At 45.8% G+C, this 16,259-nt stretch carries 8 protein-coding genes and 1 pseudogene; 6 read left to right on the top strand and 3 right to left on the bottom strand.

Annotated elements, in window-relative coordinates:
- Position 1: 1 nt before the first annotated feature.
- The 6 genes and pseudogenes from rplA (at position 2) to AAC853_RS06125 (ending at position 12,094) form a co-directional block, all read left to right on the top strand.
- Positions 2–706 carry a 50S ribosomal protein L1 gene (gene rplA / locus AAC853_RS06100; RefSeq protein WP_340613970.1) on the top strand — a complete coding sequence of 235 codons (705 nt, stop codon included), beginning with the start codon at positions 2–4 and terminating at the stop codon, positions 704–706.
- A gap of 337 nt (positions 707–1,043) precedes the next feature.
- Positions 1,044–1,541: a 50S ribosomal protein L10 gene (gene rplJ, locus AAC853_RS06105; RefSeq protein ID WP_074020846.1), complete on the top strand. Its 498-nt coding sequence runs from the start codon at positions 1,044–1,046 to the stop codon at positions 1,539–1,541.
- Positions 1,542–1,604: 63 nt separating this feature from the next.
- Positions 1,605–1,970 (top strand): 50S ribosomal protein L7/L12, encoded by a 366-nt coding sequence (gene rplL, locus AAC853_RS06110; protein WP_189759073.1) that lies wholly within the window; start codon positions 1,605–1,607, stop codon positions 1,968–1,970.
- Positions 1,971–2,353: 383 nt separating this feature from the next.
- Positions 2,354–6,381: pseudogene (rpoB, locus tag AAC853_RS06115) on the top strand (DNA-directed RNA polymerase subunit beta).
- A 130-nt stretch (positions 6,382–6,511) separates the two neighbouring features.
- Entirely contained in the window at positions 6,512–10,738 is a 4,227-nt protein-coding gene (gene rpoC / locus AAC853_RS06120) for a DNA-directed RNA polymerase subunit beta' (RefSeq protein ID WP_340613971.1), read from the top strand.
- 90 nt (positions 10,739–10,828) lie between these two features.
- Positions 10,829–12,094: a polysaccharide deacetylase family protein gene (locus AAC853_RS06125; RefSeq protein WP_422824181.1), complete on the top strand. Its 1,266-nt coding sequence runs from the start codon at positions 10,829–10,831 to the stop codon at positions 12,092–12,094.
- A gap of 499 nt (positions 12,095–12,593) precedes the next feature.
- Here the strand turns inward: AAC853_RS06125 and malM are convergent, their stop codons facing one another.
- From malM to malK, 3 genes are read right to left on the bottom strand one after another with little or no spacing between them, the layout of a single operon-like run.
- A complete protein-coding gene (gene malM / locus AAC853_RS06130) occupies positions 12,594–13,535 on the bottom strand; it encodes a maltose operon protein MalM (RefSeq protein ID WP_340613972.1) in 942 nt (313 codons plus the stop codon).
- A complete protein-coding gene (locus AAC853_RS06135; RefSeq protein WP_340613973.1) occupies positions 13,535–14,797 on the bottom strand; it encodes a maltoporin in 1,263 nt (420 codons plus the stop codon). The genes malM and AAC853_RS06135 overlap by 1 nt, the downstream gene beginning before the upstream one ends.
- A gap of 34 nt (positions 14,798–14,831) precedes the next feature.
- A complete protein-coding gene (malK, locus tag AAC853_RS06140; RefSeq protein WP_338884145.1) occupies positions 14,832–15,941 on the bottom strand; it encodes a maltose/maltodextrin ABC transporter ATP-binding protein MalK in 1,110 nt (369 codons plus the stop codon).
- Positions 15,942–16,259: the final 318 nt, after the last annotated feature.

Below are 16,259 nucleotides of genomic sequence, written 5' to 3' on the forward strand. Positions count from 1 at the left end.
AATGGCTAAACTGACCAAGCGCATGCGCACTATCCGTGAAAAAGTTGATGCAACTAGACAATATGACATCAACGAAGCTGTTACTTTGCTGAAAGAACTGGCGACTGCCAAATTCGTAGAAAGCGTTGACGTAGCTGTTAATCTTGGCATTGATGCTCGTAAATCTGACCAGAACGTTCGTGGTGCGACTGTACTGCCACACGGTACTGGCCGTTCAGTACGTGTTGCTGTATTTACTCAGGGTGCAAACGCTGAAGCGGCTAAAGCTGCTGGCGCAGAACTGGTAGGTATGGAAGATCTGGCTGAACTGGTTAAGAAAGGCGAGATGGATTTCGACGTTGTTATCGCATCTCCAGATGCAATGCGCGTTGTTGGCCAACTGGGTCAAATCCTGGGCCCACGCGGTCTGATGCCAAACCCGAAAGTAGGTACTGTAACTCCTAACGTTGCTGAAGCTGTACAGAACGCTAAAGCGGGTCAGGTTCGTTACCGTAACGACAAGAACGGTATCATCCACACCACTATCGGTAAAGTTGACTTCGACGCTGACAAACTGAAAGAAAACCTGGAAGCTCTGCTGGTTGCGCTGAAAAAAGCAAAACCATCTTCTGCTAAAGGCGTTTACGTTAAGAAAGTTAGCCTGTCTACTACCATGGGTGCAGGTGTTGCGATCGACCAGTCTAGTCTGAACGCATCAGCAGCTTAATGATTTAAGCTGAGAATAACGCTTTACCTTAGCGTCAGATTTGTCTAAAATCTGACGCTTCAAATTTGCCTGATCAGTGTGTTTTATAACACACAGCTTTCGAAAAATAAGGCAGTATCGGCAAATAACAAGTTTTCGGTTGGAGCTTGGCCTCATCCAAGCCCCGTCCAAGACCGCAGGCGTAAGTAATTACTTAATATCCTGCGTAGACGGTGACAGAGCCAAATGAAATTTATTTTCTGGATTCTGCTCACCGTGTTTCAGCGCTCAGGCACATTTGGTGTTTTGAGTGAAGTGAGTCCCGGGTTTGCCCGGTTAATCCAGGAGCAAGAAGCTAATGGCACTAAATCTTCAAGACAAACAAGCGATTGTTGCTGAAGTCAGCGAAGTAGCCAAAGGCGCGCTGTCTGCGGTTGTTGCGGATTCTCGCGGCGTTACCGTAGATAAAATGACTGAACTGCGTAAAGCAGGTCGCGAAGCTGGCGTTTATATGCGTGTTGTTCGTAACACTCTGATGCGCCGTGCTGTTGAAGGTACTGAATTTGAGTGCCTGAAAGAAGCGTTTGTTGGTCCAACCTTGATTGCTTTTTCTAACGAACATCCGGGCGCAGCTGCTCGTCTGTTCAAAGATTTCGCGAAAGCGAACCCAGCATTCGAGATTAAAGCAGCAGCCTTTGAAGGTGAGTTTATCCCAGCGAGCAACATCGATCGCCTGGCAACACTCCCAACTTACGAAGAAGCAATCGCACGCCTGATGTCAACCATGAAAGAAGCCGCTGCAGGCAAACTGGTTCGCACTCTGGCTGCGCTACGCGATCAGAAAGAAGCTGCTTAATTGCTTATTTCCTTCGTTGCTTTTTAACGTATAAATTTTTTCTGAATTTTAGGAACACTTGTTATGTCTATCACTAAAGAACAAATTCTGGACGCAGTTGCAGAAATGTCTGTAATGGACGTTGTTGAACTGATCAGCATGATGGAAGAAAAATTCGGCGTTTCTGCTGCTGCAGCTGTAGCTGTAGTTGGTGGTGCTGCTGAAGCCGTTGAAGAAAAAACTGAATTCGACGTAATCCTGACTGGCGCTGGCGCTAACAAAGTTGCTGTAATCAAAGCAGTACGTGGCGCAACTGGCCTGGGTCTGAAAGAAGCGAAAGACCTGGTTGAAAGCGCACCAGCAGCTCTGAAAGAAGGCATCAGCAAAGAAGACGCTGAAGCTCTGAAAAAATCTCTGGAAGAAGCAGGTGCTTCTGTTGAGATCAAGTAAGATCTGTTTGAAGTTCGCAGCCTGATTTTTTAAGGCTGGCGGCTGGCGGTTTTTTAATCGCCAGCCTTTTTGCGCTGTAAGGGCATTATCTGAAAACCAGATTTGCCTGACAGGCATTAATAGGGAGTTAGTAGCATTTCACACTGTTTGGCTGCTAATAAACCCAAAATACTTCTTCCTATTGACGACTTAATATACTGCGTTCTCAGCTACGATCCACTCGGGTAGCTCGGTAGTAAAGGTAACGCAATGAAATGATTTAAGAGTAATAGTAATGGGTATTACGGAAAATATTCTGTTTTCTGTTCGAAAAAATAGTGTTGCAGAGTGCTGTCCTTAAGGGCGGACAGAGTGGGTCACTTATCAGCGAGCTGAGGAACCCTATGGTTTACTCCTATACCGAGAAAAAACGTATTCGTAAGGATTTTGGTAAACGTCCACAAGTTTTGGATGTTCCATACCTTCTTTCTATCCAACTTGACTCGTTCCAGAAGTTTATCGAGCAAGATCCTGAAGGCCAAAATGGACTGGAAGCGGCCTTCCGTTCAGTGTTTCCAATTCAGAGCTACAGCGGCAATTCAGAGCTGCAATATGTAAGCTATCGTCTTGGCGAACCTGTCTTTGATGTCAAAGAGTGTCAGATCCGTGGCGTGACTTTCTCCGCACCTCTGCGTGTTAAGTTGCGTCTGGTGATCTATGAGCGCGAAGCGCCAGAAGGCACAGTTAAGGACATCAAAGAACAAGAAGTCTACATGGGTGAAATTCCACTCATGACTGATAACGGGACTTTCGTTATCAACGGTACTGAGCGCGTTATCGTATCTCAGTTGCATCGTAGCCCAGGCGTTTTCTTTGACAGCGATAAGGGTAAAACCCATTCATCCGGTAAGGTACTGTATAATGCACGTATCATTCCTTACCGCGGTTCGTGGTTAGATTTCGAATTTGATCCAAAAGATAACCTGTTTGTGCGTATCGACCGCCGCCGTAAGTTGCCGGCTTCGATTATTCTGCGTGCGATGGATTATTCTTCTGAAGACATCCTGAATCTGTTCTTCAAAAAAACCGTTTTCGAAATTCGCGACAATAAATTGCAGATGATCCTGATTCCAGAACGTCTGCGTGGCGAGACAGCTTCATTTGATATCGAAGCAAACGGCAAGGTTTATGTTGAAAAAGGCCGCCGTATCACTGCTCGTCATATCCGCCAGTTAGAAAAAGAGCAGGTAGACCGTATTGAGGTGCCTGTTGAATATATCGCGGGTAAAGTTGTAGCAAAAGATTACATCGACCAGAACACAGGTGAAATCATCTGTGCGGCTAACATGGAACTCTCTTTGGATCTGCTGGCGCGTTTAAGCCAGGCTGGTTACAAATCTATCGAGACCCTGTTCACCAATGATCTGGACCACGGTGCTTATATTTCCGAAACTCTGCGTGTTGACCCAACCAATGATCGCCTGAGCGCATTGGTTGAAATCTATCGCATGATGCGTCCGGGTGAACCACCAACACGTGAAGCCGCAGAAAACCTGTTTGAGAACTTGTTCTTCTCTGAAGATCGTTATGATCTGTCTGCGGTTGGTCGTATGAAGTTCAACCGTTCACTGGATCGTGAAGAGGTTGAAGGTTCCGGTATCCTGAGCAAAGAAGACATCATTGACGTGATGAAGAAGCTCATCGATATCCGTAACGGTAAAGGTGAAGTCGACGATATCGACCACTTGGGCAACCGTCGTATCCGTTCCGTTGGTGAAATGGCTGAAAACCAGTTCCGTGTCGGCTTGGTTCGTGTAGAACGTGCAGTGAAAGAGCGTTTGTCTCTGGGCGATCTGGATACCCTGATGCCACAGGACATGATCAACGCCAAACCAATTTCTGCGGCGGTGAAAGAGTTCTTTGGTTCGAGCCAGTTATCTCAGTTCATGGATCAGAACAACCCACTGTCTGAAATCACCCATAAACGCCGTATTTCTGCGTTAGGTCCAGGTGGTCTGACCCGTGAGCGTGCAGGCTTTGAAGTTCGAGACGTACACCCAACTCACTACGGCCGTGTATGTCCAATCGAAACGCCTGAAGGTCCAAACATCGGTTTGATTAACTCATTGTCCGTTTATGCGCGTACCAATGAGTATGGTTTCCTGGAAACCCCTTACCGCTTAGTTCGTGACGGCGTGGTGACTGATGAAATCCACTACCTGTCTGCAATCGAAGAAGGTAACTACGTTATTGCTCAGGCGAACACCGTATTGGATGAAGAAGGCCATTTCGTTGAAGAATTGGTTACTTGCCGTCATTACGATGAATCCAGCTTGTTCAACCGTGATCAGGTTCAGTACATGGACGTTTCGACACAACAGATCGTGTCCGTCGGTGCTTCTCTGATCCCATTCCTTGAACACGATGACGCCAACCGTGCATTGATGGGTGCGAACATGCAACGTCAGGCGGTTCCAACTCTGCGCGCTGATAAGCCGCTGGTCGGAACAGGTATGGAGCGTGCGGTAGCGGTTGACTCCGGTGTAACCTCTGTGGCTAAACGCGGCGGTGTGGTTCAGTACGTTGACGCATCTCGTATCGTTATCAAGGTTAACGAAGATGAAATGTACGCGGGTGAAGCGGGCATTGATATCTATAACCTGACCAAGTATACCCGTTCAAACCAAAACACCTGTATCAACCAGACACCATGTGTTTCTTTGGGTGAACTGGTAGAACGCGGTGACGTGCTGGCTGATGGTCCATCCACTGACTTGGGTGAACTGGCTCTGGGCCAGAACATGCGTGTGGCGTTCATGCCTTGGAATGGTTATAACTTCGAGGACTCCATCCTCGTCTCTGAGCGTGTTGTTCAGGAAGACCGTTTCACCACTATTCACATTCAAGAACTGGCTTGTGTGTCTCGTGACACTAAACTGGGGCCTGAAGAGATTACGGCTGACATCCCTAACGTGGGTGAAGCTGCGCTGTCTAAACTGGACGAATCCGGTATCGTTTATATCGGTGCGGAAGTGAAAGGTGGAGACATTCTGGTTGGTAAAGTGACACCGAAAGGTGAAACTCAGCTGACTCCAGAAGAAAAACTGTTGCGTGCGATCTTCGGTGAGAAAGCGTCTGATGTGAAAGATTCCTCACTGCGCGTACCAAACGGTGTTTCTGGTACTGTTATTGACGTACAAGTCTTTACCCGTGATGGCGTAGAAAAAGACAAGCGTGCGTTGGAAATCGAAGAGATGCAGTTGCGTGAGGCTAAGAAAGACCTGACCGAAGAACTGCAAATTTTCGAAGCTGGCCTGTTTGCGCGTATCCACTCTGTATTGGTTGCCGGTGGTGTTGAAGCGGAAAAACTCAGCAAACTTCCTCGTGCGCGTTGGTTGGAGCTGGGCCTGGCTGATGAAGAAAAACAAAATCAGCTGGAGCAGTTGGCAGAACAGTATGACGAACTGAAAGTAGAGTTCGAGAAAAACTGGATGCTAAACGCCGTAAGATCACTCAGGGTGACGATCTGGCACCAGGTGTGCTGAAAATTGTCAAAGTGTATCTGGCGGTGAAACGTCAGATCCAGCCTGGTGACAAGATGGCAGGTCGTCACGGTAACAAAGGTGTTATCTCCAAGATCAACCCGATCGAAGACATGCCTTACGATGAAAACGGCACACCAGTGGACATCGTCCTGAACCCGCTGGGCGTACCATCACGTATGAACATCGGTCAGATTCTGGAAACACACTTAGGTATGGCGGCGAAAGGCATTGGTGACAAGATCAATGCAATGCTGAAACAGCAACAAGAAGTTGCCAAGCTGCGTGAATTTATCCAGAAAGCGTATGATCTGGGTGATGATACCCGTCAGAAAGTTGACTTGAGTACCTTCACCGATGAAGAAGTGATGCGTCTGGCAGAAAACTTGAGAAAAGGAATGCCGATCGCAACACCTGTCTTTGACGGTGCAAAAGAGACCGAAATCAAAGAGTTGTTGAAACTGGGTGGCTTGCCGACTTCCGGTCAGATCACGCTGTTCGACGGCCGTACAGGTGAACAATTCGAGCGTCAGGTAACCGTTGGTTACATGTATATGCTGAAATTGAACCACTTGGTTGATGACAAGATGCACGCCCGTTCTACCGGCTCTTACAGCCTGGTGACTCAGCAACCGCTGGGTGGTAAGGCACAGTTCGGTGGACAGCGTTTCGGTGAGATGGAAGTGTGGGCATTGGAAGCATACGGTGCGGCGTACACCCTGCAAGAAATGCTCACCGTTAAATCCGACGATGTTAACGGTCGAACCAAGATGTATAAAAACATCGTGGATGGTAACCACCAGATGGAACCTGGCATGCCGGAATCTTTCAACGTATTGCTGAAAGAAATCCGTTCGTTGGGTATCAACATCGAGCTGGAAGACGAATAAATCGTTTTCCCGCTGGTACTGCCCGATATAAGAATGTCGGGCGGCTTACCGGCCAGTGGTTATACTGGTTATAGAGGGGAGTGGCATGGGCCACTCACCTAACAGGTCTAACTCCGACAGGAGCCATTTCGTGAAAGACTTATTGAAGTTTCTGAAAGCGCAAACCAAGACCGAAGAGTTTGATGCGATCAAAATTGCTCTGGCCTCTCCAGATATGATCCGTTCGTGGTCATTCGGGGAAGTAAAAAAGCCGGAAACTATTAACTACCGTACGTTCAAGCCTGAGCGTGACGGTCTTTTCTGTGCGCGTATTTTCGGGCCAGTAAAAGATTACGAATGCTTGTGTGGTAAATACAAGCGTTTGAAACACCGTGGTGTGATTTGTGAGAAATGTGGCGTTGAAGTAACCCAGACTAAAGTTCGTCGTGATCGTATGGGTCACATTGAACTGGCATCTCCAACCGCTCACATTTGGTTCCTGAAATCTCTGCCATCCCGCATCGGCTTATTGCTGGATATGCCTCTGCGCGATATTGAACGCGTACTGTACTTCGAATCCTATGTGGTTGTTGAAGGGGGGATGACCAGCCTTGAGCGTGGACAAATCCTGACTGAAGAACAGTATCTGGATGCACTGGAAGAGTTCGGTGATGAATTTGACGCAAAAATGGGTGCAGAAGCCATCCAGGCTTTGCTGAAAAGCATCGATCTGGAAAACGAATGTGAAACCTTGCGCGAAGAACTGAACGAAACCAACTCTGAAACCAAGCGTAAGAAGCTGACCAAGCGTATTAAACTGCTGGAAGCGTTCATTCAGTCTGGCAACAAACCAGAGTGGATGGTTCTGACCGTTCTGCCAGTTCTGCCACCGGATTTGCGTCCACTGGTTCCACTGGATGGCGGCCGTTTCGCAACTTCAGACCTGAACGATCTGTATCGTCGCGTTATTAACCGTAACAACCGTTTGAAGCGCCTGTTGGATCTGGCAGCGCCAGATATCATCGTACGTAACGAAAAACGTATGTTGCAGGAAGCGGTTGATGCGCTGCTGGACAACGGCCGTCGCGGTCGGGCAATTACCGGTTCCAATAAGCGCCCTCTGAAATCCCTGGCAGACATGATCAAGGGTAAACAGGGTCGTTTCCGTCAGAACTTGCTGGGTAAACGTGTTGACTACTCAGGTCGTTCGGTTATTACCGTAGGTCCATACCTGCGTCTGCATCAGTGTGGTCTGCCTAAGAAGATGGCACTGGAGCTGTTTAAGCCATTTATTTACGGCAAACTGGAACTGCGTGGCCTGGCGACGACTATCAAAGCCGCCAAGAAAATGGTTGAGCGTGAAGAAGCGGTGGTATGGGATATCCTGGATGAAGTCATCCGTGAGCACCCTGTTCTGTTGAACCGTGCACCTACCCTCCACCGTTTGGGTATTCAGGCATTTGAACCCGTTCTGATCGAAGGTAAAGCTATTCAGTTGCACCCACTCGTGTGTGCGGCATATAACGCCGACTTCGACGGTGACCAGATGGCTGTTCACGTACCGTTGACACTGGAAGCTCAGTTGGAAGCGCGTGCGTTGATGATGTCTACCAACAACATCCTGTCTCCAGCGAGCGGTGAACCTATCATCGTTCCATCTCAGGACGTTGTATTGGGTTTGTACTACATGACCCGTGACTGTGTTAACGCGAAAGGCGAAGGCATGGTTCTGACTGGTCCTAAAGAAGCAGAACGCGTATACCGCGCAGGTCTGGCTTCTCTGCACGCCCGTGTCAAAGTTCGTATCACAGAAGAAGTGAAAGACGGTGAAGGTAATGTCACTGTCAATACAGGATTGGTTGATACGACCATTGGCCGTGCCATCCTGTGGATGATTGTACCGCGTGGCTTGCCATACTCATTGATTAACCAGCCACTGGGTAAAAAAGCTATCTCCAAGATGCTAAATACCTGTTACCGCATACTGGGTTTGAAGCCAACCGTTATTTTGGCTGACCAGACCATGTATACCGGTTTTGCTTACGCTGCTCGTTCAGGGGTATCCGTAGGTATTGACGACATGGTTATTCCTGAGAAGAAAGAAGGCATCATCGCGGAAGCAGAAGCGGAAGTGGCCGAAATTCAGGAACAGTTCCAGTCAGGTCTGGTAACTGCTGGCGAACGTTATAACAAAGTTATCGATATTTGGGCTGCGGCGAACGAACGTGTTGCTAAGGCGATGATGGAAAACCTGTCTTCTGAAACAGTGATTAACCGTAACGGTGAAGAAGAACAACAGGTTTCCTTCAACAACATCTTTATGATGGCCGACTCCGGTGCGCGTGGTTCTGCTGCTCAGATCCGTCAGTTGGCGGGTATGCGTGGTCTGATGGCAACGCCAGATGGCTCCATCATCGAAACCCCAATTACTGCGAACTTCCGTGAAGGTCTGAACGTACTCCAGTACTTCATCTCAACCCACGGTGCTCGTAAAGGTCTTGCGGATACCGCATTGAAAACGGCGAACTCCGGTTACCTGACCCGTCGTCTGGTTGACGTTGCTCAAGACTTGGTTGTAACTGAAGATGACTGTGGTACTCACGACGGTATCCTGATGACCCCAGTTATCGAAGGTGGTGATGTTAAAGAACCACTGCGTGAACGTGTATTGGGACGTGTAGCGGCGGAAGACATCCTGAAGCCAGGCACAGCCGACATTCTGGTTCCACGTAACACGCTGCTGAACGAAAAATGGTGTGATCTGTTAGAAGAGAACTCCGTTGACAGCGTGAAAGTACGCTCCGTAGTAAGTTGTGAAACTGACTTTGGTGTTTGTGCGAACTGTTACGGCCGTGACCTTGCTCGTGGTCACCTGATCAACAAAGGTGAAGCGATCGGTGTTATCGCAGCACAGTCAATCGGTGAACCAGGTACACAGTTGACGATGCGTACGTTCCACATCGGTGGTGCGGCATCTCGTGCGGCAGCAGAATCCAGCATTCAGGTACGTAACAAAGGTCATCTGAAACTGATCAACGCGAAATTCGTTACGAACTCAGCAAGCAAACTGGTTATTACCTCTCGTAATACCGAATTGCGCCTGATCGACGATTTCGGTCGTACCAAAGAGAGCTATAAAGTTCCTTACGGCTCGGTATTGACGAAAGGTGATGGTGAGACAGTAGCTGGCGGTGAAACCGTTGCAAACTGGGATCCACACACCATGCCAATCGTGAGTGAAGTATCCGGTATTATCCAGTTCTACGACATGGTTGATGGTCAAACCATTACCCGTCAGACGGATGAACTGACTGGCCTGTCTTCACTGGTGGTTCTGGATAGTGCAGAACGTACTGGTAGCGGTAAAGACCTGCGTCCGGCACTGAAAATCGTAGACACTCAGGGTAACGACGTTCTGATCCCAGGTACAGATATGCCTGCTCAGTACTTCCTTCCGGGTAAAGCGATCGTTCAGCTGGAAGATGGTATGTCCATCTCTGCGGGTGATACATTGGCGCGTATTCCTCAGGAATCTGGCGGTACTAAAGATATCACCGGTGGTCTGCCACGCGTTGCGGACTTGTTCGAAGCTCGTCGTCCGAAAGAGCCTGCTATCCTGGCAGAAATCAGCGGTATTGTTTCCTTCGGTAAAGAAACCAAAGGCAAGCGCCGTCTGGTTATCACTCCGCTGGATGGTGGTGAACCTTACGAAGAGATGATCCCTAAATGGCGTCAGCTCAACGTGTTCGAAGGTGAGGTTGTTGAACGTGGTGACGTGATCTCCGATGGTCCAGAATCTCCACATGACATTCTGCGTTTGCGTGGTGTTCATGCTGTTGCTCGTTATATCACTAACGAAGTACAGGAAGTTTACCGTCTGCAAGGCGTTAAGATTAACGATAAACACATTGAAGTTATCGTTCGTCAGATGCTGCGTAAAGCAACCATTGCGAATGCGGGTAGTTCCGAATTCCTTGAGGGTGAGCAGGTTGAATACGCCCGCGTTAAGGTTTCGAACCGCAAACTGGAGCAGGATGGCAAAGTACCAGCTCTTTTCCAGCGTGACCTGTTGGGTATCACCAAGGCATCATTGGCAACAGAATCCTTCATCTCTGCGGCATCGTTCCAGGAAACAACCCGCGTTCTGACTGAAGCAGCTGTTGCTGGTAAACGTGATGAACTGCGTGGCCTGAAAGAGAACGTCATCGTTGGTCGCTTGATCCCTGCGGGTACAGGTTATGCTTACCATCAGGATCGCATCCGTCGTCGTCAAGAAAATGAAGTGGTTGAAGCGCCACAGTTTAGCGTTGACGAAGCCACTGCAAACCTTGCTGAATTGTTGAATGCAGGTTTTGGTAGCAGCAGCGATAACGAGTAATCGTGATGCATAGCATACCCTATATAGTATAGCTAGTCGTAAAATGCCCTCTCCTGGTAGAGGGCATTTTTTATTGGATGGAAAATTAAAATGAGACGAATTATTTATGTTCTTACAAAAGGTTTCTTAGCACTTTTGATATGTTTTTCTAATCCGGCTTTATCTCAATACCACGATTTCCCACATTATCATTACATGGAAGTGACTAAAGAGAGTGAAATTTATTCTTGGGTAGGTGAGCATATCATTAAGGTTGGTTTATTCAAGAAAGGGCAAGTCCTTAAAGTTGCTGAAGAAGAAGGGGAAGAAAATGGTCACTATGTGCTTCATTTCGGAAATGGAAGAGGTTATATAGATAAAGAAAATTTAAAGGAAATTAAGCAATCTGCATTCCCCAGTGATCCCTTTAGCATTGATCCCTTTCACAAAAAAGCAGCCCAAAACTTGATGATAATTAAGGCAGCTCAAGTTTATAGCACACCTGATACGGATAGCCAACCAATTGCCGTTTTGAGGGAAAATCTCCGCTATCCGGTTTTAGATAAATTACAAGATCCTTTCCATCATACTTGGTACGAAATTAATTTGGGTGATCGATTAGGTTACATTAGTGATCGGGATGCTGAACTGGATAATGGTATTCCTTTATTAACCTATCATCATATTCTTAAAGATATTAAACGTTTTTTACATAGCTCAACAACAACATCCTTGACTGCTTTTCGTGAGCAGATGGCGTATTTGAAGCGAGCAGGTTATATCACAATTTCATTCTATGAATTAGAAGGCTACCTAAATGGCTCCATTAACTTGCCGGCAAAAGTGGTTGGTTTAACCTTTGATGATGGGTTGAAATCCGTTTATCGTTATGCCTATCCCATTTTGAAAGAAAATGGTCAGAAAGCTACACTCTTTATTATTTCATCCAGAATTAAACGCCACCCGCAGAAATGGGATCCGGATACCTTGCAATTCTTGAGTTTCCCAGAGTTGTATGCCATGCAAGATGTATTTGATATTCAGTCTCATACCCATTTCTTGCATCGTTTTAGCAAGAATAATCAAAAACCCATACTATTAAGTCGGTCATATCATAATATCCTGTATGATTTCAAACATTCCAGACGGGTATTATCGCAATTCAATCCACATGTGTTTTATCTCTCTTATCCTTTTGGTCGATATAATTTAAAGGCAATGAAAGCAGCTAAACAAGCTGGATTTCATTTGGCTGTTACCACGGTAAAGGGAAAAGTTAAATTGGGAGATAATCCCTTTTCTTTGAAACGGTTATATATATTGCGCACATATCCAATTGAGAAAATGGCAAAAATGATTGCTAATAAATCTACTTAACGCCTTTACGATCGCTTAATAATTGAATATAGGATATAAAATCATGTAATTGCTAAATAGCAAGAGAATATTTTAATATAATATTTTTCATTGAGGATAGAAGTGATAGGTTTCTTGGGATTAATATTGGAAATCTTTTATAGGATCATAAAGTGCACTATCAAGTTTTTTGCGTCGATATTTAAGATTACCATGAAGGAAAGGGTGATTTTATGACTTTCCATAGGGGGTTTATTTTGCATTATATTTTCATTCATAATACCTCGGTTTATTTTTAGTATTTTGCTATTACTAATTTTTATCTATTTGGTTTATAAATTTCGTGAAAAAATAAATAATTATCTGAATAAGAAAGGGATTATGGGTTACTTTAAGTAAATATGATGTTGATAATACTATGTAATGAAAATTTATCCAATAAGGATAATAAATGTATCTTTTAAGAGCCTATTCCTTTAGGCTCTTAAGTTTAATATCTCGCTATAATGATTTGATGAATTTATTTTTTGTTTTTTATCGCCTTAATAAAAGTTTCCCGTGCTGTTGAAGAACCAAGTTGTTCTGCTTCATCTAACAGTTTCAATGCCTTATCAACATCACCATTGTTAATAGCGCTTTTGATAGCGTCATTGAAATACTGTTCGGTATCGTTCAGTACAGGTTTAACTACTGGGGCATCAGCCGGGGTTGTTTTTATCGGCGATGCAGATACTGTTTGTGTTGAACCAACTGTGACGGGTTTAGGCGAAGGAGAAGAAAATACCTGGCCTATCAGGATATTGCCTGCATTGCTTTCTGATTGCACTTTCAGCGTCAGTATACCTGTTGCTGTATGGCGAGCGATCGGATCTGGAATATCTGGCACAGAATTACCGACACCTTTGGCATAAGCCTTAGCAGGATCAACCATTTGTGTTGAAGCTTGTACATCAGAACGAGTGGTGTAAATCAGCAAATAGATGCGTTGTTGTCCCAATGCTGGTGTCAGCTTTAACACTCCTTCAAGCCTATCGGTGGACATAATACTGGGTTGTTGATAGCGGAAGTAGTGGCTTGGATAGAAAGCGGCAGGGTGGAGTTGTTCATCAAGAACTAAAACATTCGGTGAGTATACCTGCTTATCTTTTACCAGGCTGTTCAGAGTGATTTCCAATGAACCCTGATTGGCCGGTAAAGCAAATGTGGCTACCGCACCCTGAATATGACCATCATTAAGCTGCTGTGATGTGCTATCAAGAATAATAGTCTGTGTGCTATGAGTATTAATGGGCTGCCACTGTAATTTCTGCAAGGTTGGCAAAGACAACGTTGGGGCAGAGTTGGTTGTCTCTATGCCAGCTTTAGCTGTGTCAGACAGTGCAGCATCTGATGTAGCATAACCCGCCGGAATTAAGTTGCAGAGCAGGGCGCTGAGACAAAGTGAGAGTAATTGCTTTTTCATTACCACCAAGCCTCAAATTGGGCGCCAAATGTAAACTCATCTTTGTTCCCACGACTGAATCGATGGGCTGCTGTATCTTTGGCGGCAATGTTACCATCATAACCCCATTTTTCATTCCATTTGGAGTAAGAAGTAAACAAACGGATAGCCGGACGTGACCAGATACTATCACCTGCTTGCCACTGTTGAGCTAAAGTAATCTTGAACTGATCATTATTTGCTTTGGTTCGTTGTGACTTCACATGATCATAACCGACTTCCATTAAGGTACTCATTATTGGCGTCCACTTATACATTGGACGGACACCCACGGTGTACCATGTGTTGCCATTGTTATTGTCGAGGTCAATGTCTTGATACATGGCGGCATACATGAGATCCCATTTCTTGGTGATACTAATGGCACCATGATTCAAAACGCGCAGCATATGCCCGTCATTATTCACATTAGCACCTTCAGCACGGCCATTGCCGCTTGAAGTCATAGCGTCGGTTGCGTACTGTAAGACAAATTTGTTGAAACCACCTAACAGGCTTTGGGTATGTTCGGCAGTCAGCATTACACCGTCTTTAGGTGCTTGTTTATTAAGATGGTATCCCTTACGGGTATTCGCACGCCCATAATCAATACCAAGCTCCAGTGTACCGCCAGCATTAACGGGTAAGTTGGCTAACCGTATATCAAAAATATCATTTGAGGTTGATTGGCCTTTACCGGATTTATCATCAATCCACCCATATGAACCGCCTTCTTCTGTATTACGGGTTACGGCGAAGGAAAGCTTACCAAACCCAAGGTCAATATTTTCCAATCCTGCACCAGGACCGGAAATATCCCAGTAATAGAAGTCGATCATATGTACATCGTGACGCTGGTAGAAACGTTTACCCGCCCACAGTGTTGAACCAGGCAACCAATCAATAATATTGGTTGCTTTCACGTTGACTTCACGAAAACCAGGTTTGGTATCTTCCCAGTCTTTTTGTTGGCTGACGGAATAGGCTAAATTGGTATCAAAGTAGAAACTTTTATTCCCTTCTTTCCATAACTCTTGCCCTAACTTAAGTTCGGCGTAGGTTTCACATTCGTTACCGAGACGGTATTTACTTGGCGCACCAGTGACTTTGGCACATTTCTGCTCACCACCATTACCAGTCCAGCCAATTCCTGAACGGGCATAGCCGTGGAAGTCAATAGCAATAGCTTGCGTGGATAATAAACCAGTCGTTAGCATAGCCAATGAGAGAGACAATATACGCATAATGATTCTCCTATTATTTTTTATGGCCGCGGATCTAGATTCCGGGTTCTTTATGTAAACGCTGACATGCAGTTCCATCTTCACGGAAAAGATGACATCGGTGGGGAGCGAGTCCTATAGAGAAATCTGCACCTTCTTTAACGAGAACAACATCGGGTTGGCGGTAAATCAAATTTTGATGAATGGCAGGTATGCGGACGTGAATCTGAGTTTCGTTCCCCAGTTGTTCCACGATCTGTACTGTCCCTTCTAACGTAACATCAGCTACATCATTAGGCAAAAGATGTTCGGGGCGAATTCCCAAAGATACATTACTCCCGACAGTTAGCCCTTTACTTTCAACAGGTAACCAAACGAGCTGACCGTTAGGCAGGATGATCTGTACCTGATCAACAGCAATCGCAGAGACTTTGACTGGCAGGAAATTCATTTTCGGTGAACCAATGAAACCCGCGACAAAGCGGTTGGCAGGATAGTGATAAATTTCAAGTGGTTTACCAACCTGAGCAATATTGCCCCCATCCAGAACGACAATTTTATCTGCCAGAGTCATGGCCTCGGTTTGGTCATGGGTGACATAGACCATCGTACGTTGTAGTCGCTTGTGTAGACGTGAAATTTCAATTCTCATCTGTACACGCAGAGCCGCATCCAGATTAGAAAGCGGTTCATCCAGCAGAAAGATATTGGGTTCAGCAACAAGTGTTCGGCCAATAGCAACTCGCTGGCGTTGACCGCCAGATAATGCCTTGGGACGGCGATCCAGTAGATGGGCAAGCTGGAGAGTTTCTGCAACTTGTTGCACTCGCTTTTGGATATCGCTTTTTTTGACACCCGCCAGCTTCATACCGAATGACATATTGTCTGCAACAGAGAGATGGGGATATAACGCATAAGATTGAAAAACCATGCCGACACTGCGTTTGGCGGGTGGAACATCATTCATTCGCTTTCCGTCTATCAGCAAATCACCGGACGTAATGTCTTCCAACCCCGCGATCATCCTTAGCAACGTCGATTTCCCACATCCTGATGGGCCGACAAAAACGACGAATTCTCCTTCCTGAATATCAAGATTAAGATCTTTGGAGATGACTGTTTCACCATATGATTTAGATACATTGCGGAATGTGATGCTAGACATTTGTTCCCTCCCTCGGATTTACCGCCTCAGTTTTCTGTTCGTTTCTTATGAGTCTTCGTTTTCTATGTTTTCTATTTATTGCAGCGAGAAACTTAATGGAAAACTGATGGCTGGATTGTGTATAAAATACCAAGCGCGAAAATCCTCCATTCCATAATTTTTGATGGTGGAGGAGTCAGGAGGACGAGCTTAATGTGATTGGGAAAGAAAGAAGAAAATTGTCAAGTAAGATGTGATTTAAATCGCAAAAAAGGGCACTGTCTTGGTATTAAGGTTCTGATTTCAATTGTTTTTGTAAGCAAGTTCACACTCATACAG

Source organism: Xenorhabdus thailandensis (assembly GCF_037996785.1).
Taxonomy (GTDB): Bacteria; Pseudomonadota; Gammaproteobacteria; order Enterobacterales; family Enterobacteriaceae; genus Xenorhabdus; species Xenorhabdus griffiniae.